Source organism: Terriglobales bacterium (assembly GCA_035567895.1).
Lineage (GTDB): Bacteria > Acidobacteriota > Terriglobia > Terriglobales > Acidobacteriaceae > Gp1-AA112.
This window is the reverse complement of record DATMPC010000013.1, coordinates 152,931-177,158: the sequence shown is the minus strand read 5'-3', so window position 1 is coordinate 177,158 and position 24,228 is coordinate 152,931. Positions and strand designations below refer to the sequence as shown.

The 24,228-nt window shown below is 55.8% G+C and carries 20 protein-coding genes; 9 read left to right on the top strand and 11 right to left on the bottom strand.

Annotated elements, in window-relative coordinates; all coding sequences use genetic code 11:
* The first annotated feature begins 260 nt into the window (after nucleotides 1–260).
* From VNX88_04615 to VNX88_04600, 4 genes are all read left to right on the top strand, one after another.
* Nucleotides 261–2,750: a glycoside hydrolase family 3 C-terminal domain-containing protein gene (locus tag VNX88_04615; protein HWY67924.1), complete on the top strand. Its 2,490-nt coding sequence runs from the start codon at nucleotides 261–263 to the stop codon at nucleotides 2,748–2,750.
* A gap of 156 nt (nucleotides 2,751–2,906) precedes the next feature.
* Nucleotides 2,907–3,221: a PilZ domain-containing protein gene (locus VNX88_04610; GenBank protein ID HWY67923.1), complete on the top strand. Its 315-nt coding sequence runs from the start codon at nucleotides 2,907–2,909 to the stop codon at nucleotides 3,219–3,221.
* An 86-nt stretch (nucleotides 3,222–3,307) separates the two neighbouring features.
* Nucleotides 3,308–3,970: a response regulator transcription factor gene (locus tag VNX88_04605; GenBank protein ID HWY67922.1), complete on the top strand. Its 663-nt coding sequence runs from the start codon at nucleotides 3,308–3,310 to the stop codon at nucleotides 3,968–3,970.
* Between the two features lie 165 nt (nucleotides 3,971–4,135).
* Complete coding sequence (locus tag VNX88_04600; GenBank protein HWY67921.1) at nucleotides 4,136–4,453, top strand: STAS domain-containing protein; 318 nt, start codon at nucleotides 4,136–4,138, stop codon at nucleotides 4,451–4,453.
* A gap of 255 nt (nucleotides 4,454–4,708) precedes the next feature.
* Here VNX88_04600 and VNX88_04595 read toward each other — a convergent pair whose 3' ends face one another.
* Nucleotides 4,709–5,101, bottom strand: coding sequence for a response regulator (locus VNX88_04595; GenBank protein HWY67920.1), 393 nt, complete (start codon nucleotides 5,099–5,101; stop codon nucleotides 4,709–4,711).
* Nucleotides 5,102–5,281: 180 nt separating this feature from the next.
* Between VNX88_04595 and VNX88_04590 the strand changes: the two genes are divergently transcribed.
* Nucleotides 5,282–6,073, top strand: coding sequence for an enoyl-CoA hydratase/isomerase family protein (locus VNX88_04590; GenBank protein ID HWY67919.1), 792 nt, complete (start codon nucleotides 5,282–5,284; stop codon nucleotides 6,071–6,073).
* Nucleotides 6,074–6,418: 345 nt separating this feature from the next.
* Here the strand turns inward: VNX88_04590 and VNX88_04585 are convergent, their stop codons facing one another.
* On the bottom strand, nucleotides 6,419–7,771 hold the full coding sequence (locus VNX88_04585) for a cation:proton antiporter (protein HWY67918.1): 1,353 nt from the start codon (nucleotides 7,769–7,771) through the stop codon (nucleotides 6,419–6,421).
* 217 nt (nucleotides 7,772–7,988) lie between these two features.
* A complete protein-coding gene (locus VNX88_04580) occupies nucleotides 7,989–10,442 on the bottom strand; it encodes a non-lysosomal glucosylceramidase (protein HWY67917.1) in 2,454 nt (817 codons plus the stop codon).
* Between the two features lie 244 nt (nucleotides 10,443–10,686).
* Here VNX88_04580 and mltG point away from each other — a divergent pair, with 244 nt between their 5' ends.
* Nucleotides 10,687–11,667: an endolytic transglycosylase MltG gene (gene mltG / locus VNX88_04575; protein ID HWY67916.1), complete on the top strand. Its 981-nt coding sequence runs from the start codon at nucleotides 10,687–10,689 to the stop codon at nucleotides 11,665–11,667.
* Nucleotides 11,668–11,982: 315 nt separating this feature from the next.
* On the top strand, nucleotides 11,983–12,873 hold the full coding sequence (locus VNX88_04570) for a DUF4292 domain-containing protein (GenBank protein ID HWY67915.1): 891 nt from the start codon (nucleotides 11,983–11,985) through the stop codon (nucleotides 12,871–12,873).
* Nucleotides 12,874–13,064: 191 nt separating this feature from the next.
* Here VNX88_04570 and iscX read toward each other — a convergent pair whose 3' ends face one another.
* From iscX to VNX88_04530, 8 genes are all read right to left on the bottom strand, one after another.
* On the bottom strand, nucleotides 13,065–13,280 hold the full coding sequence (gene iscX / locus VNX88_04565; protein ID HWY67914.1) for a Fe-S cluster assembly protein IscX: 216 nt from the start codon (nucleotides 13,278–13,280) through the stop codon (nucleotides 13,065–13,067).
* 129 nt (nucleotides 13,281–13,409) lie between these two features.
* A complete protein-coding gene (locus VNX88_04560) occupies nucleotides 13,410–13,841 on the bottom strand; it encodes a 2Fe-2S iron-sulfur cluster-binding protein (GenBank protein ID HWY67913.1) in 432 nt (143 codons plus the stop codon).
* 17 nt (nucleotides 13,842–13,858) lie between these two features.
* On the bottom strand, nucleotides 13,859–15,781 hold the full coding sequence (gene hscA / locus VNX88_04555; GenBank protein HWY67912.1) for a Fe-S protein assembly chaperone HscA: 1,923 nt from the start codon (nucleotides 15,779–15,781) through the stop codon (nucleotides 13,859–13,861).
* A 201-nt stretch (nucleotides 15,782–15,982) separates the two neighbouring features.
* Nucleotides 15,983–16,726, bottom strand: coding sequence for a Fe-S protein assembly co-chaperone HscB (gene hscB / locus VNX88_04550; protein ID HWY67911.1), 744 nt, complete (start codon nucleotides 16,724–16,726; stop codon nucleotides 15,983–15,985).
* Nucleotides 16,727–16,892: 166 nt separating this feature from the next.
* Nucleotides 16,893–17,282 carry an iron-sulfur cluster assembly accessory protein gene (locus VNX88_04545; GenBank protein HWY67910.1) on the bottom strand — a complete coding sequence of 130 codons (390 nt, stop codon included), beginning with the start codon at nucleotides 17,280–17,282 and terminating at the stop codon, nucleotides 16,893–16,895.
* Nucleotides 17,283–17,405: 123 nt separating this feature from the next.
* Nucleotides 17,406–17,825, bottom strand: a complete 420-nt coding sequence (iscU, locus tag VNX88_04540) for a Fe-S cluster assembly scaffold IscU (GenBank protein HWY67909.1) — start codon at nucleotides 17,823–17,825, stop codon at nucleotides 17,406–17,408.
* A gap of 86 nt (nucleotides 17,826–17,911) precedes the next feature.
* The gene (locus VNX88_04535; protein ID HWY67908.1) at nucleotides 17,912–19,183 is read right to left on the bottom strand and encodes an IscS subfamily cysteine desulfurase; all 1,272 of its coding nucleotides are present in this window, start codon (nucleotides 19,181–19,183) and stop codon (nucleotides 17,912–17,914) included.
* 33 nt (nucleotides 19,184–19,216) lie between these two features.
* Complete coding sequence (locus VNX88_04530) at nucleotides 19,217–19,684, bottom strand: Rrf2 family transcriptional regulator (GenBank protein HWY67907.1); 468 nt, start codon at nucleotides 19,682–19,684, stop codon at nucleotides 19,217–19,219.
* Nucleotides 19,685–20,115: 431 nt separating this feature from the next.
* Between VNX88_04530 and VNX88_04525 the strand changes: the two genes are divergently transcribed.
* Nucleotides 20,116–21,192, top strand: coding sequence for a hypothetical protein (locus tag VNX88_04525; GenBank protein HWY67906.1), 1,077 nt, complete (start codon nucleotides 20,116–20,118; stop codon nucleotides 21,190–21,192).
* A 218-nt stretch (nucleotides 21,193–21,410) separates the two neighbouring features.
* Nucleotides 21,411–24,170, top strand: coding sequence for an outer membrane protein assembly factor BamA (gene bamA / locus VNX88_04520; GenBank protein ID HWY67905.1), 2,760 nt, complete (start codon nucleotides 21,411–21,413; stop codon nucleotides 24,168–24,170).
* Nucleotides 24,171–24,228 lie beyond the last annotated feature (58 nt).

The following is a 24,228-nucleotide window of genomic DNA, read 5'->3' as shown; positions in this document are numbered from 1 at the left end:
CGGGAGATCCTTCGTCCGCCGCGGCCTCAGGATGACATTGTTTAAGAGTGTCCGCCGCAACGCGACATAGCAGGGCTCGGGATTTAGGACGCATACCCGGCATTGGATGCCGGGCTCATTTGACGTCGTGCCGCGAAACGCGGCACGAACCGCAAAACCCGACAGTACTGTCCTTGACCAAAGCGTTACAATGCCAAATCGATTTAATAGGAGGTTTTCTCTTGTTTTCAAGGATCGCTCGATCGTCTTGGATCGGTGTATTGGCCGCCACTGTTTTGTTCGCTCAGTCGAATTCACAGAATCCTTCCACTGCTTCCAGCGATCTCGCGATTGAAAAGCGAGTCGATTCCATCCTCGGCAAGATGACCCTCGAGCAAAAGATCGATCTGCTTGGCGGCATCAAGAGCTTCTATATTCGGGGATACAAAGAACTCGGATTGCCGGAACAAAAGATGTCTGACGGGCCGGTGGGCGTGCGCAACTACGGCCCAGCAACCACAATGGGCGGCATCGGTCTGGCGGCTTCGTGGAATCCGGAGTTGGTCGAGCGCATGGCGAAGGTCTACGGCCAAGACGCGCGGGCGCGAGGAGTGCATTTCCTCCTCGGTCCGGGAGTGAACATTCATCGAGCACCGATGAACGGTCGCAACTTCGAGTACTTCGGTGAAGATCCGTTCCTTGCCTCGCGGACGGCCGTGGCTTATGTCCGTGGAGTGCAGAGCCAAGGCGTGATCGCGACCATCAAGCACTACATGGGCAATAACTCGGAGTACGACCGTCACAATACCGACTCCGAGATCGATGAGCGCACCATGCGCGAGATCTATCTGCCGGCCTTCGAGGCTGCGGTAAAAGAAGCTCACGTGGGTGCCATTATGGATTCGTACAATTTGGTCAACGGTGAACACTCCACGCAGAACGCATTTCTGAACAATCAGATAGCCAAGAAAGATTGGGGCTTCGACGGCATCATCATGTCCGATTGGACTTCAACTTACGACGGCGTCGCAGCCGTGAATAGCGGACTGGACCTGGAGATGCCTTCGGGTAAGTTCATGAACCGCGAGACGCTGTTACCTGCGGTAAAGGCCGGCAAGGTTTCGCAAGCGACGATTGATGAGCATGTCCGCCGCATCCTTCGCGAAGCTATCCGTTTTGGATTTCTGGATCGCGATCAGACTGAAACGTCGATTCCGTTTTTGAACCCTGAAGGGCAGCGGACGGCCCTCGAAGCTGCACGCGAAAGCTTTGTGCTGCTGAAAAATGACGGCAAGATCCTTCCGCTAAACAAGCAGGAGATAAAGACGATCGCAATAATCGGGCCGAATGCGTATCCGGCACAGCCAGTTGGAGGCGGCAGCGCGCACGTGCAACCGTTCCACGCAGTCAGCTATCTCGAGGGATTCAGCAAGTACGTCACCAATTCTGGTCAACCAGCAAAAGTGCTCTTCCATCCTGCCCTGAAACCGTATCGCGACATCGCGCAGGACACCGAGTTCACGACGGCTGAGAGCGACGGCGAAGCAGGCCTGCGCGCCGAGGAGTTTGAAAACATTGACCTAAGCGGATCGCCGGCGCGCACTCATGTTGATCGGCATGTGAACTTCGGAACGGACAACTATGACACTCCGTTGGGCCGAGCCTCGATTCGCTGGTCTGGCTATTACACGGCACACGCCGGCGGCCCCCATGACTTTTTCGTGCTTGGTCCCGGCGAGAACGGCGGCTATCGGCTGTTCGTCGATGACAAGCTCGTCGTCGATAACTGGGAGAGGGCCACTGCAATTCTCAATTTCGCGACTTTGCAGATCGAGCCGGGCAGCAAGCACAAAGTAGAGCTGGAATACTATCGACGCAGCGGTTGGGGACCGAAACGGGTTTCGTTCGGTGTGCTACCGGCATCGGAGGCCGTCATCCCCGAGGCAAAGGCTATCGCCGCCCAAGCAGATGTAGTGCTGCTTTTCCCTGGATTCGGCGATACCATCGAGAGCGAAGCCGGCGATCGCACCTTCCGTTTACCTCCCGGACAAGATGAACTGGTGAAGGAGATCGCGGCGGCCAACAAGAAGACGGTCGTAGTGCTCACTGCCGGTGGGAACGCTGAGATGACGGCCTGGATCGATCAGGTCCCGGCCCTCCTGCACGGATGGTATTCGGGCGAGCAGGGTGGCACCGCGCTGGCGCAACTGGTGTTCGGCGATTACAGCCCCTCCGGGCGATTGCCGATTTCACTCGAGCGGCGCTGGGAGGACAATGCCACTTCTAAGAACTACTATCCGAACGACGGCCCCAAGCGCATCAAGTACAACGAAGGCGTGTTTGTTGGGTACCGCCACTTCGATCAGAACAAGATCAAGCCCCTGTTTCCCTTTGGTTTCGGACTTTCCTATAGCACGTTTGCCTATAAGAATTTGACCGTCTCACCCGCCACTAACGGCACGGTGACGGTCAGCTTCGACGTTGCCAATACGGGAACCCGCCCTGCCGCAGAGGTTACCCAACTTTATGTTGGAGATCCCCACAGTTCGGTTCCACGTCCGCCGAAGGAGCTAAAAGGGTTCTCCAAAATCGTCTTGCAGCCGGGAGAGACCAAGCGTGTTTCCCTCCCGCTCGACGGTCGCTCGTTCTCCTACTACGACGTGAAGTCGCATGCCTGGAAGGCCGAGCCTGGCATCTTCAATATTTACGTGGCCAGTTCGGCGGCCGACATCCAGCTCGAAGGCAAATTCAACTATCGACCAGTACTTTAGTAACTAGGGAAAACATAAAGAGTAACGCCGAGAACCAAGGCAAATATCCCCTATTTGTGCTGGAAAGCGCGCTCTTCATGGTATAAACCGAGTTGCCCCACACGGTGCGCTGGTACAAAATTCCCTCTAACAGCGGACCTGCAAAAGGAGATGAGTTTGTCTGACGCGAGAACAGGCAGAAGGTTTCCTCTCAATCTGCCGATAACTATCCGGGAGGGGGAGTCGGCCGACCAGACTTCAGGAACTACACAAAACGTTAGCGCCGCGGGCGTATATATTCGCGCCGATGCGGAGCTAGAGGTCGGATCGCAAATCGAATTTGAAATTACGCTGCCATCGGACGTTATCGGCGGCAATCATGATGTACGGGTGAAGTGTCAGGGCCGCGTGATTCGCCGGGAAAGCGACAAAAGTTCCAGCGGTGGCGTGGCTTGCGTGATCGACAACTATAAATTTGTTCGCGGCGCGTAGTCTGTCGCCGAAGATTTCCGGGGCATTGTCGTTGATTCTGGCGGCGATGCACATAAGAAGGACGGCGGCCATCCGCTGCATATCAAATGCTTAAGATCATCCTCGCAGACAACCAAGCGATCTTCCGCGCGGGCGCAGCAAAAGTGCTGGCAGTGGAGGACGACTTTCGTATCGTCGCGCAGTGCGAAAACACCGAGCGCATGCTGGCGGCGGTTGAAAGCTTCCGCGCCAACGTTCTCATTTTCTCGACCGCGATGCACGTGGACATTCGCGCTCTCGTCGAATTATCGAAGAAGACCAAGACTCGTCTAGTCATCGTGATTGAGAGCAACGATAACAGTGCGCAGTACTTGCAGCTCGGCATCGCCGGCGTGGTCTTCCGCAACGTAAGCGGAACTTCGCTGGTCGAATGCGTCCGCAAAGTGTCGCGCAACGAAACCTGGGTGCAAGACACAGGCGCTGCTGCCGAGGCCACCGAGAACGACATCGTCGGAGCCCGCGTGCGCGACCGCCTCACACCAAAAGAGCTGCGGATCGTCGCTCTGATCGTTCAGGGCTTCAAGAACAAGGAAATCGCCGTCCAGCTCGGAACCACCGAACAAGTGATCAAGAATTATCTGCGGAACGTTTACGACAAGATCGGCGTCTCCGACCGCCTCGAGCTCGCGCTGTTCACTATCCATCACCGGATTCTGAATGAAGCCGCTGCTGCATTGGCGGGAACTGCCAGCAATCAGCTGAGCAATTGAGAAGCGGCAATAAGCGATAGCGATTGACTTGAACGCCGGACTCAAAGTCCGGCGTTTTCTTTTGATGCAGACGTAGCGTCGTAGAGACGCAGCATGCTGCGTCTCTACCTTGCGGCTTGGGACAGATGCCTTCTGTATAATCGCGCAATCCCCGGAGGACTTATTATGCATAGTGGTCCACTTACCATCGAAGTGGTCGACGGCGCTCGCGTTGGTGAGATCGTTCTGCGGCTGGCTGGTCCGCTGGTGCTGGATAACCTTTTTGACTTTCAGAGACTGTGGCGCGCGCAGACGGCGCCCAACATCGTTGTCGATCTCACCCACGTTCCTTACGTGGACTCCTCAGGCATCGGATCGCTAGTCAACATGCACGTCTCGCGCCAGAAAATCGGCGGCGGCATTCAACTCGTTGGTGTTTCAGAGCGAGTGAAAACGGTGCTCGCGGTTACGCGAGTGGACAAAGTGCTGGCTGTGGGCGCATAGGACGACGCAGAACCGGCGCTGCGTAATGAGTAATCCAGGAATGGTATAGGGAAGGGCATCGGCTTCAGCCGTGCCGTCAATCAGTGACGACATCATTCTGGCTTTAGCCGCTGCGGTTTGGTCGGGGTACTGAAGAATTTCTAGTTAGCCTAACTTCCAGCCGTTGTAAGCGAGTTTTACCTCAGCGGCTAAAGCCGATGCACTTCCCTAATGCGCTGAGTTTCTCGGTATCCCAAAGCGTTTCCGTCGGACTTTTTACGAAGGCCTACGCCGCTTTTGGTTCTCCTCGTCACGTTCCTGGCTCTTAAGCAGCTCGTTCACGATGGTGACGAGTTCCTCCGGATTTACCGGCTTTTCCAGATACAGATCAGCGAGTGGCTCGGCGGCCTGAAAGGCCTCGGCTACGTAGCCCGACACCACGACTACAGGCATGCTGGAGTGGTCTTTCGCGGCCTGCACGACGGCGCGGCCGTTGGCATCGCCAAGGCGCCAGTCGGTCACAACCGCGTCATAGGAATTGTGCCGCAGTTTTTCTATGGCGTCGCGCGCTGAAGTGCACGCGGTTACAGAATGGCCGGCGGATTCCAAAATGGCGCGTTTGAGGGTTACAACGTGGGGCTCGTCATCCACGCAGAGGATATTTGCCATAAGGGGGATCCTTGACAGCGTATCGGCGAGCGGAACTAGCGCCGGGTAGCGCCTGTGCAGCTATTCTCAGTCACCCTTTGGAATGTGTCAATTCGAGGCAGGAGCCTTGGGACACACCCCATTGGTACTCTCCTTGGTTGTTACCCTATGCCATAATCGCCTTTTGACCCCGAGGTTCCCATGGCTACCCCCACCGTCCTGACCGAGCAGCTCAAGTATGTCCAGTTCGAAATCGCAAATAACATTGCCCGCATCACCCTGAACCACGCTCCCTACAACGTCCTCACCGTTCCGATGATGACGGAGCTGGCGCAGAGCATCGAGGGCCTGAATGGGCGCGGAGACATTAAGGCGATCCTGGTGAGTTCGGCGCAGAAGACCTTTTCGGCCGGCATTTCGCTGGAGGATTCGCGTCCGGACCGCGTCTTTCAGACCCTGGAGGCCTTCAATCGCGTCTTTGCGGCGATCCGCGAGATCTCGAAGCCACTGATTATGGTCGTGAACGGCCCGGCCATTGGGGCAGGATCGGAGCTGGTGGCCTTCGGCGACATGGTGATCGCCACTCCGCAAGCGAAGTTCGCGCAGCCTGAAGTGAAGCTTGGAGTCTTCCCGCCGTTCGCAGCCGTCATGCTGCCACAGTTGATTGGGCCTAAGAAGACCTACGAACTGATTCTTACGGGCGAGGCTTTGGGAGCCGAAGATGCATTAAGGCTGGGCTTCGTGAACAAGGTCGTTCCCGAAAAGGACTTGGAAAAGACCGTGGATGAAGTGCTTGCCAAGATCAGTGAGTTCAGCGCGCCTGTACTCGAAGTCACAAAGAAGGTAATCGGAAGCTCGATTGGCCTGCCTCTCGACGAAGCCATGAAGAAGTCGCAGAACATCTACCTGAATGAGCTGATGAACCTGCAAGACGTCCAGGAAGGACTGCGCGCCGTGCTGGAGAAGAGAAAGCCGGTTTGGAAGAACAAGTGAGAAGAATCGGGTGATCGGGCCATCGGGTGATCGGGTGAAGTAACACCGGATCAACCTTGGCTTCGAGACAAATAAACGGCGCGCCGGGATCCTCCCGGCGTTTTCATTTCAGCAGAGTGTTAGTCGCTCATTACCGCGACAAATCTAAGAAACTGTCATCCTGAGGCCCGCTGTTGGCCGAAGGATCTCCCGGAATAGGTCGGGCTTTGTTGCTGCTTCCCGGGCTCTTCGGCGAAAACCGTGTTCTTCGTGAGAAAGCCGCACCGGCCGCAATCTAGTCCGAGAAAGCGGGGGGATTCTTCGGCCAACAGCGGGCCTCAGAATGACAGTGCAAGAAAGGAACCCTTAAGCAGCCAGGGTTTCCACTTCACCCGATGACCCGATCACCCGATCACCCGATTTTTCTCTGGCTCGATCCTCGGGTTCCTCTGTCAACAGCGGTTTCCCTTTACGCAGTACATGCTCAAGCCACGCACCCGCGGCTTGTGAGGTGATCACCGCCAGCAGGATCAGAGTTGTATAAAACTGAGCATTGATGATTCCCGCCGCGTAGGCGACGCTGGCCAGCACGATCCCCGGACCACCGCGGGCATTCGTTGCAACCGCAAGGTTCACACAGCTTGGAATCGAGAATCCTGCGAGCTTGGCTCCTGCGAGTACTGAAACCAGCTTGATGAGGCAGGCGACGCCAAGGAATGCAGCCACCATCGTCAGGTTGAAGCTCTTCCCCAGATCGAGTTTGTATCCGACCAGAGCGAAATACAGCGGAACAAAGCATCCAAAAGCCACACCTTTCACTTCATTCAGCGACTGGGTCATGCGCAGCGACTCCCGCGGAATGGCAAATCCTGCGAGAAACGCCGCCAGCACAAGGCTTACGTTCATTGCTGCGGCCAGCGCAACATACGCAAACAACAGCAGAATCAGATAGGCCGTGGTCGAGTGGCGAATGAAGACATTCCACCGCGCTTCGTGCAAGCGTCGTGCTAATCGCGGAAACAGCGCCAGACCTGCGACAAAGTAGATGAGCGTGAGAGAGACTCGCTGCGCGATCACGCTTGTCGGCAGCGCCTTCGACTCCGCCAGAGCTGTGGCTACGGCCAGTACGGCCCACAGCACTACATCTTCCATGACCGCGACGCCAAGAATCAGCTTGGCGAAACGCGTGTGCAGGATGTGCAGGTCATGAAAGATCCGCGAGATCACCGGAATAGAAGTGACCGCCGTGCCAATACCAATCACTAGTACCAGGGCAATTCGATTCTGCGCTGTTCCCATTAAGGCACTAAGGTCCAGACGTGTGCTCAACAGAAGAGCAATCAGGAATGGGAGAGCAGTCCCGACGATGCCAATCCAGGCAATCGGCTTGCGCTCCTCGCGGCGAAACAGTCCCTGCGTCTCCGCGCCGGAGAGAAACATCAGCATCAGCAGGCCGATCCAATAGAGGACATCGAGCGCAGGCTTGGTGAGCGCAGCTTCCGAACCAGCAGAGATGTTGAGCAGGGATGGTCCGGCAAGCAGGCCGCCGAGGATCTCTCCGATCACTCGCGGCTGTCGCAACCTCGTAAACAGGCTGCCAAAGAGGTGCGCAGAGGCAAGAATGACGAGGATGAAGAGAATTAACTGACCAACTGCTGATTCCGGCATTACCTGAGGCCCTGGAAGAATAAACTCAGCGCGAGCAGAGTTCCTGCGCATTCATGAGATGTTCACCACAGCTGCCGTGCTGCCTGGGGGAGGCCTATTCACCACGGAGACACGGAGGCACGGAGAACGGCCGGGATGAAACCACAAAGGACACAAAGGATCACAAAGTAAGAGCCTTTCTTCCCTCCTCTCCTTTGTGATACTTCGTGCCCTTTGTGGTTAGTTCCGCCTTCCTCCGTGTCTCCGTGTCTCCGTGGTGAATAGGGTTCTACTTGGGTGAAAGCCGAGCGCTGACTGCCGAGTGCTCGTTCCCCGTCATCTCCATCGACCAGATTGAGCCTGGCCGCATGTACATACTGGCGCGGTAGAGACCACGGGAGTCGTAGGCCTCTGGCGTACGGAAGAAGTATCCACGATCTTTCCAGACGACGTTGTACACACCTTCCGCAGTCTTAAAGGCCTGATCACGCATTCCCTCGGACAGCATGTGCGACGCAACGCCGAAGGTCGTGCCGGTCCAGACCTCTTCCACCTGCTCGTTCTCATGCAGGATGTCGCCATTGGCGGCAATGCCGTTTACTGCTCCCATGGTTCCATTTTGGAACTTCATCACATTGAAATCAAAGACATGTTGCAGCGCGGAGCGGCGCATCTCTGCCGGCACAATTTCTCCCAGGCCGGTTAGGTTTGCATACCACTGGCCCGCGAGCTGCTCGGCCATGATGTCCGTCTTGTAATCGCTGCCTACGTCGTAGTTGAAATAGGTGCCGTTCCAGAGGTTCTTAACGAACGCAGACTGGGCACGCTTGAACAGATCGTCATACTTCTTGGCGGCCGCGCTGTCGCCGAGTTTGCGCGCAATCTCTGCCGTGGCCCGCAATGCAGCCAGGTACAAGCTGCCGCTGTATGAGCTCTCGCCGCGCGCAACCCAGTTGTCGTAAGTCTGATCCGGGAAACCGCCGTTCTCGATGAGCCCATCGCCGTCCTTGTCGTACTGGCGCAGGTGCTCCATCGCCATTTTCACGGCGTTCCACGTATAGCGCACAAAATCAGTGTCCTTAGAGCCACTGAATACGTAGTCACGCCACACCATCAGGACGTACTTGCTGTTCAGATCGCGCCAGTTCGAGACGTCCTGGTAGTTGTATTGATTGACGTTGACGAATGGATCTTCCGTAGGCGAACCAAGATCATGCGGCGCAGAGCCGGCGGTCTTACGCTGCATAAGTTCGAGTATGTGCTGGTGATCGCGCTTCCATGCCCAGATGTACTCCTGCGGATTGCTCTCCGCGATCGTGTCTGTGTACTGGCGTATCTCCTGCTTCTCAATCTCGGGCCAGAATTTCACCAGCGGGAAAGAGCCATAGAAGCGCACGTCTGATGTGCCGTAGTACTGGTAATCGAAGCATTCGAGGTAACTGAAACTGTCGGCCATCTGCGCCGAGCGATGCTTAGGATTACCGACACCTTCGAGTTCATGTCCCCATAGTGTGCCACCGTCGGCGAGGATGTAGAGTTCGTTAAACAATTCGCCCCGGTACCAGAGCGGCTTAGAGTCGTCATCGATGACAGGCTTTTGCCAGGCGTCGATCTGCCGGCTCCAATCCTGAGCGTTCTCCAGCGCTGCGCGTGCAATCTTCCAGGCGTTGGTTCCCGACGCACCAAAGAACCTTGTGTAGTGGCGCAGCCATTTGCGTCCGCCGCCGAACTCCGCAATAGGCAGGTCCCACGAGAGCGCCATTGGTACAAGCTTCTTCTCGTTTGGTCGCAGCGTGAAGCGCACAGCAATGGCGGCTGCCATAGGCTCTCCTGCACTGGCAAGCTTTGGAGCCGAATTTGGGAGACGTCCGTCGATCGAGAACGGCTTCCACACGTCCTGACCGGATCCATAGGACATCCAATTGGTCATATAAGTGACTTCGACACCGGGGCTCGCGAGAGCTGCGATCGCGAACTGCCCATCCCATTCTTCCTGCACCGCTCCGCTGCGCAGACGATCGAAGACAATCCCCTGCATGTTCCCATTTTGGATCTGCTCGGCCCGGTAAGTATTCGTGTTCTGGTTATTCAAGCCGCCGGCGAAGCCGCGCGTGGAATCGCGAAACCAGCCCACCATATTCGCCCAGGAAAAGAGGATCGATACCGTAACCGGCTTGCTGGTTGGATTCTGCGCATACCAGTTATAGATTGCTACCGGATAGCTGGTTTCCTTGTAGTTGTCGGGAAGCACCGGCGAGAACTGCTCAACCGTCAGCTTGATCGGCAGTTGCGGCGACTGATAGGCGAACCAGGACTTCGGATAGAGCGCGGCGTACTCCCCCGACCCTACGGGATAGCTCCAGTTCCAAGTCGAGAGTTGTCCATTCTGTGGCTTCCCTGTGGCGAGCACCTGAGCGACGGCCTCTCCGCCTTCAGGCTGTGCAAACACGGCAAACTGATTCGCCGGTACATCCTCATACTTGTGCACACCGGCTTTCACGTGCCACCGCTCGTAGTGCCCGCGATAGGAGCGCGAAAATGTTCCCGCTCCGAATCCCCCGACGGGAGCGCCCTGCCAGTAGCCGTCGTCGATGTTGCTGACTTCGGGCTTGTGTCCGCCGGGATTCGCCGGAGGCTGCCCGATAGGAATGCGCCAGGCAGCGTGGGGGATGTTATCGTCCGCGCGGAGAATGACTGATGACACGATTAGAAGAACGCCTACGGCAATTTGATGTTTCTTCATAAATCGATTTAGTAGAGGCGTTGAGAGTGTACTGCTGATTGGAGGGCGTGTAAACGGAGTTGTTCGGGAATGAAGATCGGATTGCGTCGCTGTCGAGAGGGAACCATTAGGAACACCAACTTGTAAAGAACTGTCATCCCTCGCGCCCGAAGGGTACCCACACCCAGAAGTTCCTCATCAGCTCTGTATCTTTCGTTTTCGAGCTGCTGACCTATTTGAGGCGAAATGAATCTAAAATTTCGGAATGCGCAAGTTGTTCGCGATCGGCCTTTTGCTGTTGCTTGCTTTTGCAGGCTGGATCGGCTTCTGCCTGGTGGTTCCCGCTGGACCAACGCAGCAGACATTCGTCGAGTTCAAGGCGGGCTCCTCGGCGCGCCACATCGCGTCTGAGCTAAAGCATGCAGGAATCATCCGCAGCCGTTCGGCCTTTCTGTTACTGCACTTGTTTCGGCATGGATCGCTGAAGGCGGGTGAGTATGAGTTCGACCATCCCGAGAGGCTCACGGAGGTCTATCGTCACATAGCGCGTGGAGACACTTACGCCCGCGTGCTGGTGGTTCCCGAAGGCTACAACATCTTCGACATCGCGACGGCGGTGGAGAAACTCGGAATTGACTCACAACAACACTTCCTGGAGCAAGTCCGATCACAACTCGCTCTGGTGCGCGATATCGATACCCAAGTGCCGACGCTCGAAGGCTATCTCTACCCGGACACATACCGGTTCTCCCGCAAGCAGAAGGCACCCGACGTGGTCGCAGCGATGGTTAAGCGCTTCCGTCAGGAAGCCAACGCGATTGGACTGACTGGTGACGTCCATCGGATCGTGACCATGGCCTCGATCGTGGAGAAGGAAACTGCCGTGCCTGACGAGCGCCCGCTAGTGGCAGGAGTTTTTTACAATCGGCTGGAACAGCATGTAGCGCTGGATACCGACCCCACTGTCATCTACGCTGCACTTCTCGCGAACCGTTACCGCGGAACCATCTACGCCTCTGACCTGCACTATACGTCGCCATACAACACCTATCGCAATCCTGGACTTCCTCCGGGACCCATCTCCAACCCGGGGAAGGAGTCCCTGATCGCCGCGATGCATCCTGCCAAGACTGATTACCTGTACTTTGTAAGCGACAATCAGGGCCACCACCGCTTCGCCAAGACGCTCGAGGAGCATAACAAGAACGTCGCCGCTTACCGGCACGCCGTGGGCGAAGGCGGCTAGAGCTCAGCAGTAAGAGCAAAACCAAAACCAAAAACTCACGCGGATTTTGCGGATGAACGCAGATTTTTTGGGAATGAGGGTTGACTACTTTGTTCCTCCAGGATTCAATTCGTCGAGAAGTCGGCGCGATTGAGGATGTGCGCACCAGTAACGCTTCCTGCTGCACACGTCACTCCAGACATCCCTCAAGAAATCCGCGTGAATCCGCGTGAGCTTTTGGGTTTGTTTTTTTATTCCTCTCGACCACGCGCCAGAATCCCACGTGCGTTCAACACGTCTTATATACTGGGGATTAAATAACATTTCTGTTCTTTCATGCAGATACGATTCGCGGCACGCTCCCTGGGAATCGCAGTACTGGTACTCTCGATCTCCGGTTGCCTGGTCCGCACCCGAACTCTCGATAAGCGGCAAGTCAATACCTCCAATCTGCTGGTTGCCGACCTGCCGCAATTGATCGAGCGCATCAACTCTGAAGCGCGAAAGATCCACTCCATTAGCGCTACCGTCGAGATCGCAACTTCTCTCGGCGGCTCGAAGAAGGGTAAAGTTACCGACATTCAGCAGATCAAGGGCTACATTCTGGAAAAAGATCCAGACATGCTGCACGTAATCGGTTTGCTGCCTATCGTGCGCAGCCGTGCCTTTGACATGGTGAGCGACGGCAAAACCTTTAAGCTCTCGATCCCACCGCTAAATAAGTTCATCGAAGGCCCAGCTGAAGACTCGCCCCAACCCTCCACTAATACCCTTGAGAATCTGCGGCCTCACGTTTTCTTCGATTCCCTCCTGCTGCACGAGATCGGTCCCAACGAGATTGCAGTGTTGGAGCAGGGCACGGATGTAGTGCAAGATTCGAGCAATAAGAAGAAGAGCTGGGAACTGCCAGACTACATCGTGAACGTGATCGTGCACGAAGGAGATACTTGGCGTTTGGAGCGAAAGATCACCTTCTCGCGGATCGACCTAAAGCCTCACCGGCAGATGATTTATGACCGGACCGGTGCGGTGGCTACTGAAGCCGTCTATGATAACTTTGCTGACTTCCAGGGAGTGAACTTCCCCTCACAGATCACGATCAATCGTCCGAAAGAGGAATACTCGATCCACATCACGATCGAGAAGATCGAGGTGAACAAGCCGCTCACCGATGATCAGTTCGTGCTTGCGCAGCCGCCCGGGGCGCAGGTGAAGGTGCTGAAGTAAGTTTTTCTTGCTTCTTGGTTTGTCATTCCGAAGCCGCTGGGGTTGCGGCGAGGAATCTCTACCGATACGAAATGGTAAATTTGCGAACAGAGACTCTCGTAGTCTGAGACTACGTGTCTCGTCTCACTCGAATTCTTGGGTTCTGTAGGGATTCCTCGTCCTGTCGGACTCGGAATGACAACGGCTCAAAACTACTGCGCGTCCTTCCATTCCTCGTACCAAGCCATTTGAATAGCCTCGAGTTTGCCTTCGTTGGACGCAGACGGATCGTCGTTGAACGTAGGCAGTCCAGTGACAAAGCGGTGCAGATCGGTAAAGCGCACCGTCAGCGGATCAGTATCCGGAAACTTTTCTGCAAGCAGAATGCCGATATCTTCAGCATCTTCCCAACCGAGATCAGCAGGCATAAAACCTCAGAGCGTTTTCGAGTTTCAAGTTTCGAGTTTCGGCCAAGCGCGACCGTACCAGTCTCTCATCAGCCATTCGGTTTGAACGGGGCTTTGCCGAAACCTGAAACTTGAAACGCCTTTCCGTTTTTAGTCTTTCGGCGCGTGCCCTTCTGACACGTAGTTCCTGTTCCATTCCGGGATTTCGACGACGATCTCCCCTGGCTTGTCGATTACTGCTTGACAGCCGAGGCGCGAATGCAGCGTGAGTCCCGCGGCCATGTCGAGCCGGTCGGCTTCATCGTCATCCATTTCGGAGAGCAACTCTTCGCCCTTTTGCACGACCACGTGGCACGTAGTGCAGGCACAGTTTCCTCCGCAGGCATGATCGAGGAAGAAGTTGTTGTTCATGGCCACGTCCAGGAGCGACTCGGGCTTGCCGTGGTCGGCATAGGGCAATTGCCCCTTCTCGAACTCGAAGGTCTTATTCGCCGGCATGAAGGTCACGCGAACCGTGTTGGGACCGGGTTCTTCCATCGTGGCGACTCCCTGGCCGCTAGTTTTGTTCTTTTCGTCGGACATAAATCTCGTTTTCCCTCTTATCTCTTGTGCTCGAACTCAGCCGGCGCGATCGGATGCGGCGCAGTCGGACCGGCGCCTAGATCCGAATCTGCGCTGCTCATCGTTTTGCCCTTGATCGCTTCGGATACGGCCGAGTCCATCATGAGTTCGGCAAGATCCATCGTGCCCTCATTCAGTGCGTCAATGGCAGCACGGATCGTCTTGTAATCCTCGCCAGCCTTGGCTTCCTTCAACTCGCGCTCGAGTGCATCGACTCTGCGCTTATCGTCGCCAGTGAGTTGCTGCCAAGCGGGATCGCGGCGACCTTTCTCGAGCGCAAGCAGAATGTTGTCCGCTTCTACGCGTGCTTCTATGACTTGACGTTTGCGGAAGTCCTCCTGAGCGTGGTCGAAGGAGGCAATGATCATGTCTTCAACCTGGCTGTCGGTCAGGCCATAGGTCGGCTTTACCTCGATCTGAGCTTCCTTGCCGCTACGCTGCTCGCGCGCGCTCACGTGCAGAATCCCATTGGCGTCGATCAGAAACTTCACTTCAATGCGCGGCAGTCCCGCTGGCATTGGTGGGATGCCTTTGAGGTCGAAACGCGCCAACGAGCGGCAATCACTCGCTAGTTCTCGCTCCCCTTGCAGAACGTGAATGGCGACGTTGGTCTGTCCTTCAACAGCCGTCGTGAAATGCTCGGTCGCAGACGCCGGGATAGTTGAATTGCGATGGATGATCTTTGCCACAACTCCGCCCATGGCTTCGATGCCAAGCGAGAGCGGTGTGACGTCGAGCAGCAGCATGTCTTCAGTTGCTTTCGAGCCACCCGCGAGTATGTGAGCTTGGACAGCGGCACCCAGCGCGACTACTTCGTCGGGATTCAGCTCAACGTGAGGCTCGCGGCGAAACAGTTCCTTAACCAAGGCGCGCACGCGAGGAATGCGCGTTGAGCCACCAACGAGAACAACCTCGTCGATCTGCTCTGGCTTGATCTTCGCATCTGCGAGCGCCTGCTTAGTCGGAGCAACCGTCTTCTGGATGACCGGCTCAATCAGTTGCTCGAATTGTTCGCGGGTGATCTCGCGCTGATAGCGTTTGCCTCCAGGCAGATCGACATCGAGCTTCGCGCTCCCTTGCGAGGAAAGAGCAATCTTGGCATCAATCACTGACTTGCGTATCGCCTGCACGGCTTCGCCGTTGCGTCGCAAATCGAGCTTCAGGTCTCCAGCGATATCGTCGAGGGCAATTGTGATGAGCAAATTGTCGATGTCATCGCCACCGAGGTGCGTGTCGCCGTTCGTGGCGATTACCTCGAAGATGCCTTCGTGCAGTTTCAGTATGGAAATATCGAAGGTACCGCCGCCGAGATCGTAGACGGCAATGATGCCATCTTTGCCTTTGTCGAGGCCATAGGCCAGCGCCGCAGCGGTAGGCTCGTTTACCAGACGTAGGACCTCGAGTCCGGCGATACGTCCAGCGTCTTTTGTGGCTTGCCGCTGCGCATCGTTGAAATATGCCGGAACAGTGATGACCGCCTTCGTCACCGGTGCGCCAAAATAGCGTTCGGCGTTGGCCTTGAGTTGCAGCAGGATGTACGCGGAGATTTCGGGCGCGGTAAATGTGCGATCGCCCAGCCTAATCCGGAGAGCCTCGCCGGACTGGGTGTGGTCCAGGCGGAAAGGAAATAGCTTCAGTTCTTGCTGCACGTCCTCGGCGCCCCGTCCCATTAGTCGCTTCACCGAGTAGATGGCGCGGTCGGGCGTTTCGATCAGATGTGTGCGCGCGCGATTGCCTACAACGATATGATCGCCGCGCGCGTCCTGCGTCAGTGCAACAACAGACGGCACGAGGTTCGACCCGTCTTCTCCGGGAATGATGACGGGACTCTCGCCTTCCATGTATGCGACCAGGGAGTTGGTGGTACCTAAATCAATTCCGACAATGCGTTCTTCTGGCATTTTGTATCAATAGCCATCAACAAACTTGAACTGTCATCCCTGCTTCGCAGCGTCGCATCTTGTGGCACGTGACTTCTGAGCGGAGTCGGGGATCTGCTGTTTCTTGGTTCATCGGCGAAAGCAGATCCCCCGCGCACAAACGGCGCGAGGGATGACAGTGAAATCTAGGGAACTCGCTACCACCTCGCAGCTCCGGCTAGCTCAATCCCCCAGCGCCTCGTTCACATCCCGTACCAAATTCCTCACATACGACCGCCGATTCAGTAACGCAACCATCTTGTCGCGAACCGCTACCCGATTCGGATCTTCCGCATCGGCTCCGCTGGCGATCACCTGATCCCACTCGTTCCATAGCTTCCGCAAATCGTCGTTCGAGGAAGACAACATGCCTTCAAAGCGCACCTTTGCTGCCTCCAAATCTTTCGCGACCTGCTCATCGCGCTCGCCCGTCTTCTTCCCCATGCGCATCTCTTCGAGCTGCATGTTTAGCTCGAAGACTTCTTCCAGCAGATCGGGCGGCACTACCTGCTGCTTCTCTTTGCCCTGCTTGCGAGCCTCATCGGTTGCGGCTCGCGACTGCTCTTCCAGCTTCACACCTTCGAGTTCCAACAGATACTCGGTGCGCGCAATCGGATCGCGCAAGGTGCGATACGCATCGTTCAGCAGCGAACTCTTCTGCGTACTCCACTGCTGCTCTGCCGACGTGGAACGCGCGTACACATCTGGATGCATACGGCGACTCAGCTTGTAAAACTCCTTCTCCAGCGCGCTCAGGTCGATGTTCAAACGACGTTGCAAGCCGAAGAAGCTGAAGTAGTCGGAATCGGCTGGCGGCTGCAGCTTGCTGCAATGCGGACAGAAGTGCGCCGCCTTCTCAATCTCACGCACACACGACCAACAGGTCTGTGCTGAGAGCGTCTCCGGACTAGGAACAACTGGGTGCATAGCTAAAAACCGATTCACCACGGAGACTCAGAGTCACGGAGAACAGCCAAGGATGAGAGGGTAGATCGTGAACTGATCAGTACCTCTTCTGCAGGATAGCCAAAAGAGCAATTGCAACGCTCTTAGCTCTCCTCCGTGTCTCCGTGCCTCCGTGGTGAAAAAGAGGTCACGCAGAGAACGATGAACCGCAGCCGCACGACTTTGACGAATTGGGATTGATGAAGTTGAAGCCCTGCTTCATCAGCGACTCTTCCCAATCCAGGACCATCCCCGCAAGATAGATAAACGACTTGGGATCGACAAAGACCCGGACACCCTCAAACTCGTACACGCGGTCGCGCTCGCGCGGCTTGCTATCAAAACGAATCTGATAGCTCAGGCCAGAGCACCCGCCGCCCGAAACTCCCAGACGCAGTCCACCCTCTGTCGGCGACACGTTCTCCTTGGTCATCGCCGCGCGGATCTTAGCGAGCGCGCGCTGCGTGATCTGCACGCCCTTGCTGCCGGCGGCAGCATTGTCAGACGTGAGTACCGGACTGTCTATCGTCGTAGCCATTAGTTCCTAAAAGCGTTTCGAGTTTCAAGTTTCGGGTTTCGGCGAAGCCCATTCCGCAGCCGTATCGCTAGGGACTGGCTTTTGCCGAAACTTGAAACTCGAACTTGAAACGCAATTCCGCTTTTACGCTTTCGCTTCCACCGCAACTGCCTCGGCCGCGGACGCATGCTTCTTCTTCCAGTCGCCGATCGCGGCGCGGATCGCGTCTTCTGCCAGCACGGAACAGTGAATCTTTACCGGGGGCAGAGCGAGCTCCTTCACGATGTCGGTGTTCTTGATCGCGAGAGCGTCTTCGACTTTCTTGCCCTTGATCCACTCGGTCGCGAGCGATGAAGAAGCAATGGCCGAGCCGCAGCCGAAGGTCTTGAACTTGGCCTCTTCGATGACCTGCGTGTCAGGATTGACCTTGATCTGCAGGCGCATCACGTCGCCGCATTCCGGAGCTCCCACGAGACCGGTGCCAACATCGTTGCTGCTCTTATCGAGCGTGCCGACGTTGCGGGGGTTGTTGTAGTGGTCGATTACCTTGTCGCTGTATGCCATTTGTTATTTCTCCAAAAAACTCTAGCTACTACATTTTGCGATTTCGTGATTTGGCGATTGAAAATCGCAAAATCACTCAATTCTTCTTAGTGTCCTTCCGTAGCCCACTGGATCTTCTTCAAATCGATGCCTTCTTTCACCATCTCGTACAACGGTGAAAGTTCGCGCAGCTTTTTGACCGTGTCGATCAGCTTCTCCGCTACGTAATCGACCTCAGCTTCGGTGTTGAAGCGGCCGATGCCGAAGCGGATCGAGCTATGGGCGACGTCGTCACCCAGCCCTAACGCCTTCAATACATAAGATGGTTCCAGGGTCGCCGAGGTACAGGCAGATCCGCTGGAGACCGCGATGTCGTTAATGCCCATCAGCAGCGACTCGCCTTCCACATATACGAAGCTCATGTTCAGGTTGCCCGGCAGACGATGCTCCATGGAACCGTTGATGTGAATCTCGTCGAGATTGTCTTCGAGTTTCTTCTTCAGTCGGTCGCGCAGGTACGCGAGACGCTTCGACTCTTCAGCCATCTCGTTCATCGCCAGTTCGCAGGCCTTGCCCAAGCCAACGATGTTCGGCACGTTCAATGTTCCCGAACGCATCCCGCGCTCGTGTCCGCCGCCATCGATCTGGGCGGTAATCTGTACGCGCGGATTCTTGCGCCGGACATACAGTGCGCCAACTCCCTTCGGGCCATAGAGCTTGTGTGCAGTAATCGACATCAAGTCGATGTTGTCCTTAACCACGTTCACCGGAACTTTACCGATGGCCTGTACAGCGTCGGTATGGAACAGCACGCCCTTCTCGTGGCAGAGCTTCCCGATCTCCGCGATCGGTTGAAGTACGCCGATTTCGTTATTGGCGTACATGATGGTCACGAGAATCGTCTTGTCGTCGATCGCACGCTTCAGGTCTTCGAGGTTGATCAGTCCATCGGCGCCTACCGGAAGATAGGTCACGCGATATCCGTTCTTCTCCAGGCGCTTACAGGTATCGAGCACGGCTTTGTGTTCAGTGGCGGCGGTGATGATGTGGTTTCCCTTTTCGCGATACATCTCCGCTACGCCCTTGATCGCAAGGTTGTCGCTCTCGGTCGCGCCAGAGGTAAAGATGATCTCCTTCGCGGTGGCGCCCACCAGCTTTGCGATCTGCTCGCGCGCTGTCTCGACCGCCTGCTCCGCCTCCCATCCGAATTGATGATTGCGGCTTGCCGCGTTGCCGAAATGCTCGGTGTAGTAGGGAAGCATCGCCTGCACTACGCGCGGATCAACCGCCGTGGTGGCGTGATTGTCCATATAGATGGGCAACTTCACCGAAGCATGCGCATTCCCGTTAGTGGTGCTCGCAACTGCCGTTGTACTCATACTCGTCATTTCTCCAAGTCGCTGCGCGGAGCGTCAGCGCAAAGTAACTAATTCCTCTAATTGCGTGCCGGGCGCCTCTGCCGTGTGCCGCCGTCGAGAGTCGCGCATGTCTGAAATCTTGATGTCGTCGAGCAGTGCTCGGATACTTTCGTTTACCTGCCGCAGCGGTTCGCGCACAGTGCAGCATCCGCTCTGCTCACATCCGCCCGTGTCGTAAGGCAGACACGAAGTAATGAACAGCGGGCCGTCGATAGCGCGAATCACTTCCAGCGCGGAAATCTGTCGCGCATCACGAGCCAGCGCGTAGCCGCCGTTGGTTCCGTGATGGGACACCAGCAGCTTCGACTTTGCCAGCTTCTGCAGAATCTTCGCCAGTGCCTCAGCAGGAAGCCGATAAGCCTCAGCAATGTCCTTTGCGCTGCACGAGCCGTTCGGACCTAGCTCTGCCAAGTGCTTCACGGCAATCAATCCGTAATCGGCTTTTTTCGTGAGCTTTAGCATCAGGGGGCACCCTGCGATGTACGACCTTTTCAGTCGTATATCAAGTCTAGCCTTCCGGGCCTTATAAATCAACCGGGTACAGCCAATGGGGTCGCGAGGACACTAAACGGAACTCCAGAGTATTGAGCTGTTTGCCGAGGAATCGGGTGATCGGGTGAAGTAAACCCAAAATCAGGTCATTAGTAGGGATCGAAGCCAAACGGAGAGTCGTATAGCACTAAATAACGAATCGCGAAATTCTTACTTCACCCGATCACCCGATTCTTCCCGAAGCCGTCTCGGCAAGTGACTCCTCATTTGTCTTTCGTGACCTTGTACATTCACCTCTACTCGGTAAACCTTAATCCGCGCTGAAGCGATTAAGCATTCCCTTGGATTGTGGTTTCTGCTCAGCAGCGTAACCTCGAAAAACGATGAAGTTTTCCGCCAGAATGTCCGCCACCGGATGTGCCGCGATTGCGTTGGCGCTCTCGCTGCCGGCATTTGCTGGCGGAGACTTCGATCGTCCTGAAGTCACGCGCACCGTGCGCACACCTCGGGCTCCCGAGCCGACATTTAAAATCGAGTCGGGCATCGACGGGGATGTCTTCCCCGCTTTTGCGAACTATGCGTCTCTTCAGCGTCCCGATCAGCGAAAGTGGGGAGTCGTTTCGATCAAAGTTTCCAACGCAGCTGACACCGAGCAGCGCTATCGCATCGCTGTCCGTGTACCCGGTTGGAGCGACGAGGAAATCCAGATTGTCGGCGTTCCCGCTGGAGCAGCGCGCAACTTCACATTCGCTCCAACATTCCTCCCCCGTCTTTATCAGAACCGCGAAATCACTGCCGCGACCGCGCAGGTAAAGGTCACGGACGTAGCTGGCGATCCGATTTACAGCACTACTGTTCCAGTCCGCATGCGCGCCGTGGAAGACATGTTTTGGGGCAAGGGATTCAAGTATGCGCAGTTCATCGCCTCATGGGTAACGCCGCACGATGCGCGAGTGGAACAAGTCCTGAGCCGAGCCAAGGAGCTTATGCCTGGACGCCGTCTTCCGGGCTATGAAGAGTGGAAAGATACTGCCGGTCAGGAGCGCGAGACACGACTCCAGGCACGCGCCATCTACACTGCCCTGCAAAAGCAGAGGTTGTCTTACGTGAAGAGTTCCCTGACCTTCGGCGCAAATACAGCGGTAAGCGAGCGGATCCGCACCCCCCGCGAGAGTATCGCTGCCAGTTCGGCGAACTGTATCGATGCTGCTGTGCTTTTTGCCTCAGCGTTTGAGAACCTTGGCATGGAACCGGTCATCGTCCTTGTCCCCGGACACGCCTATGTTGGCGTAAAGTCCGCCGAGAATGCCGATAAGCATCTGTACATAGACGTTGCCCTTACAGGGCGCTTCCCCTTCGACGACGCCGTACGCAGCGCTGAGCGCGGCCTGGCCCGGTTCCCTGAAACGCAGATCACGCAGATCGGCATCAGCGACGCTCGGCGCGCCGGAATCTATCCAATCCCACAACTACCGTAGTTTTAATCCCGCCTCCCAAGCCTCATTCTCACAACTTTTTACGTCGGCACAGATCAGAATGCTTTGAGGCTACCTACGTAGTCTCATATAATTGTGAATTCCTCCACGATTTCATACCGGTAGTAGAGGGGCTTCTTATTTTTATTTGCCAGCAAACAGCGGACAGGTCCGTCGGCTGTCGCCGATTCAACCTGTTTCGCACGCTTCGTCTGGTTCTTTTGCCAGTTGCTCTCATCATTCCATCCCTCAACCTGTTTGCGCAGCAGACGCTCGTCGAGGAGGTGCTGATCCACGGGAACCGCCGCATTCCTGCGGAGACCGTAAGGGCACGCATATTCACCCGCGCTGGCGATGTCTACGATCCGCAGGCTCTTGAGAGAGACTTCAACTCGCTCTGGAATACCGGCTACTACGACGACCTTCGCTTTGAACGGCAAGACACTCCTAAGGGCGTCATCATTCACATCTACGTCACGGAGAAGCCGACAATCCGTGAGATCAAGTACACGGGCTTGAGCTCCGTTTCGCAAAGCGACGTACTCGACCGCTTTAAAAAGGAAAAAGTCGGGCTTTCTCAGGAAAGCCAATACGATCCAACCAAGGTGAAAAAAGCTGAGGTTGTGCTGAAGAACCTCTTGGGGGAGCACGGGCGCCAGTTCGCTACCATCCGCACCGAAGTACACAAGATTCCCCCGGCAGCGATCAGTGTCGACTTTGTGATCAAAGAAGGACCGAAGGTTAAGGTCGGCAACATAAAATTCGACGGTAATCACAAGGTCCCGAGCCGCGAGTTAAGAGCGTCGATGAAGAACAGTAAGCCCATCGGCATTCCGCACTCCATCATTCTGGAAAATCTGTTCGCCCGGACATACGACGCCAGCAAGCTCGACGAAGACGCAGAACGCGTCCGCTTCTTCTATCAGACGAAGGGATATTTCAAGGTTCTGGTAGATGACCCGAAGACTAAGATTCGCGACACGAACCCAGGATTCCCTTACCTCTTCCGCAAAGGGGGAAAGGTTGTCGACATACTCGTGCCCATCCAGGAAGGCGATAGATACCGTCTAGGCACGATCACCTTCAAGGGCGGCAAGGCCATTACAAACTACAAGGCGCTGCGCCCCCAGTTTCCAATCAAGGATGGCGATATCTTCAACCGCGAATTGATCGCCAAAGGTCTCGAAAACCTTCGCAAGGCTTATGGCGAACTCGGATACATCAACTTCAGCGCGGTTCCAGAAACCACCATCGACGAGGACAAGAAGATGGTTTCGCTCGACGTGGATCTCGACGAAGGCAAGCAATTCTTCGTGCGTCGCATCGAGTTCGAGGGCAACACCACCACTCGCGATAAGGTGATACGCCGTGAACTGGCTCTGGAAGAAGGGAACGTCTACAACAGCCGGTACTGGGAACTCAGTCTACTGCGCTTGAACCAGCTCAACTATTTCGAGCCGCTGAAGGTGGAGCAGGATTCAATAGCGAAGCAGAACGTCCAGGATGGAACGGTCGATCTGACGCTGAAAGTGAAGGAGAAGGGCAAGAACAGCATTGGCCTTCAGGGTGGAGTGAGCGGACTCGCAGGGTCATTCATCGGAATCAACTACGAGACCAACAACTTCCTTGGACTAGGCGAGACGCTCACCGTATCGGCCAACGTTGGCAACTTACAAAAAAGTATTCTCTTTGGATTTACTGAACCCTACGCATTCGATCGTCCTCTGCAGCTTGGTTTTACGGTTTATACCAGCCGCTACGACTACAACGCCGCCAAGAACTACTCAGTTCTCACCGGCACCAATCTGAACCTTCCAACCGACGTTTTGAACACGCTGCAGAACTTCAGCCAGTCGCAGACTGGCTTCACCGTTTCTTCCAGCTACCCGATCAGGCGCTCGTTTAAGCGAGTCGGACTCTCTTACTCGTATCAGCGTTCCAGCGTGACGACTTTCAGCACGGCTTCGCAGCAGTACTTCGAAGCCATCAACTTCGATGGCGTGAGTGGCCCGAATTCACTCAAGGGCATCATCACCAGCAAGCTCACTCCGAGCTTTACTTTCAACACGATCGACAGCCCTTATCAGCCACATCGTGGAACGAGCCTCTTTCTTGGGGGCGAGTTCGCGGGCGTAGGCGGCAACGTCAATACAATTCGTCCAATCGCCGAATACAAGCACTGGATTCCGATGAATAAAGGCCGTAATTCATTGGGGTTCCGCGTAACCGGCTCGTTCATCACCGGATATGCAGGGAAGTCGGCCCCCCCGTACGAGCGTTTCTACATGGGAGGCGAGAACGATCTTCGCGGCTTTGATATCCGGACCGTCACCCCGTACGTATTTATCGCGAATCGCGTGAACGTCCCGCTGCAAAATCCAGATGGCAGCTTCGTGCCTGTGGATCCGACGAACCCACGCCGAGGTGTTGTTCAAATTCCAATCCCGGCATCGACGATTATTTATGCGGGCGGCGACACGAGCCTAAATTCCAACGTCGAGTACCGCGTTCCGATTGTGCCCCACGTCACGCTGGCAGCTTTCAACGACTTCGGCATGAACTTCATCGCGCTGCCGAACCAGTTGAAGCTCACTCCAGAGAATCTGGCAAACCTGAACGGAACGCCGTTCGGATGCCCGAGCCTCGATGCCAGCTTCACCTGCCAGGGCACAAAAACGGTTAACTTCTCGCCGACACTGACTCCGATCCCGGGAACTAACTACACTCCGCGGATGTCTACGGGCATGGAGCTGCAGGTGTTGCTGCCGATCGTAAATGCGCCGTTCCGCATTTATTACGCGTATAACCCGCTGATCCTTGACTCCCATATACCCACGAAATCTCCTATCACGCGCGACATGTTCCCGGCGGGTGCAGCAGGCGATTTCACCTACCAACAATCGCTCATTATTTACGGAAGTACCTATGTGCTGCGAGAGCCGAGAAAGACTTTCCGGTTCACGGTCAGCACGACGTTCTGAAGAGTCAGTTTCTGAATAGTCGGTTGCAGCAGCAACTATCCCGAATCGGATCCTCGTC

What these genes read in the sequence shown, in the direction of transcription:
- VNX88_04545 (HWY67910.1), bottom strand. Translation starts at nt 17,282, where the DNA reads ATGGCTACGACGATAGACAGTCCGGTACTCACGTCTGACAATGCTGCC.
- iscX (HWY67914.1), bottom strand. Translation starts at nt 13,280, where the DNA reads ATGCCTGCTGATCTCGGTTGGGAAGATGCTGAAGATATCGGCATTCTG.
- VNX88_04595 (HWY67920.1), bottom strand. Translation starts at nt 5,101, where the DNA reads ATGGCAAATATCCTCTGCGTGGATGACGAGCCCCACGTTGTAACCCTC.
- hscA (HWY67912.1), bottom strand. Translation starts at nt 15,781, where the DNA reads ATGCCAGAAGAACGCATTGTCGGAATTGATTTAGGTACCACCAACTCC.
- VNX88_04605 (HWY67922.1), top strand. Translation starts at nt 3,308, where the DNA reads ATGCTTAAGATCATCCTCGCAGACAACCAAGCGATCTTCCGCGCGGGC.
- VNX88_04535 (HWY67908.1), bottom strand. Translation starts at nt 19,183, where the DNA reads ATGAGTACAACGGCAGTTGCGAGCACCACTAACGGGAATGCGCATGCT.
- iscU (HWY67909.1), bottom strand. Translation starts at nt 17,825, where the DNA reads ATGGCATACAGCGACAAGGTAATCGACCACTACAACAACCCCCGCAAC.
- VNX88_04570 (HWY67915.1), top strand. Translation starts at nt 11,983, where the DNA reads ATGCAGATACGATTCGCGGCACGCTCCCTGGGAATCGCAGTACTGGTA.
- VNX88_04530 (HWY67907.1), bottom strand. Translation starts at nt 19,684, where the DNA reads ATGCTAAAGCTCACGAAAAAAGCCGATTACGGATTGATTGCCGTGAAG.
- mltG (HWY67916.1), top strand. Translation starts at nt 10,687, where the DNA reads ATGCGCAAGTTGTTCGCGATCGGCCTTTTGCTGTTGCTTGCTTTTGCA.
- VNX88_04600 (HWY67921.1), top strand. Translation starts at nt 4,136, where the DNA reads ATGCATAGTGGTCCACTTACCATCGAAGTGGTCGACGGCGCTCGCGTT.
- hscB (HWY67911.1), bottom strand. Translation starts at nt 16,726, where the DNA reads ATGCACCCAGTTGTTCCTAGTCCGGAGACGCTCTCAGCACAGACCTGT.
- VNX88_04580 (HWY67917.1), bottom strand. Translation starts at nt 10,442, where the DNA reads ATGAAGAAACATCAAATTGCCGTAGGCGTTCTTCTAATCGTGTCATCA.
- VNX88_04590 (HWY67919.1), top strand. Translation starts at nt 5,282, where the DNA reads ATGGCTACCCCCACCGTCCTGACCGAGCAGCTCAAGTATGTCCAGTTC.
- VNX88_04525 (HWY67906.1), top strand. Translation starts at nt 20,116, where the DNA reads ATGTCCGCCACCGGATGTGCCGCGATTGCGTTGGCGCTCTCGCTGCCG.
- VNX88_04560 (HWY67913.1), bottom strand. Translation starts at nt 13,841, where the DNA reads ATGTCCGACGAAAAGAACAAAACTAGCGGCCAGGGAGTCGCCACGATG.
- VNX88_04585 (HWY67918.1), bottom strand. Translation starts at nt 7,771, where the DNA reads ATGCGCAGGAACTCTGCTCGCGCTGAGTTTATTCTTCCAGGGCCTCAG.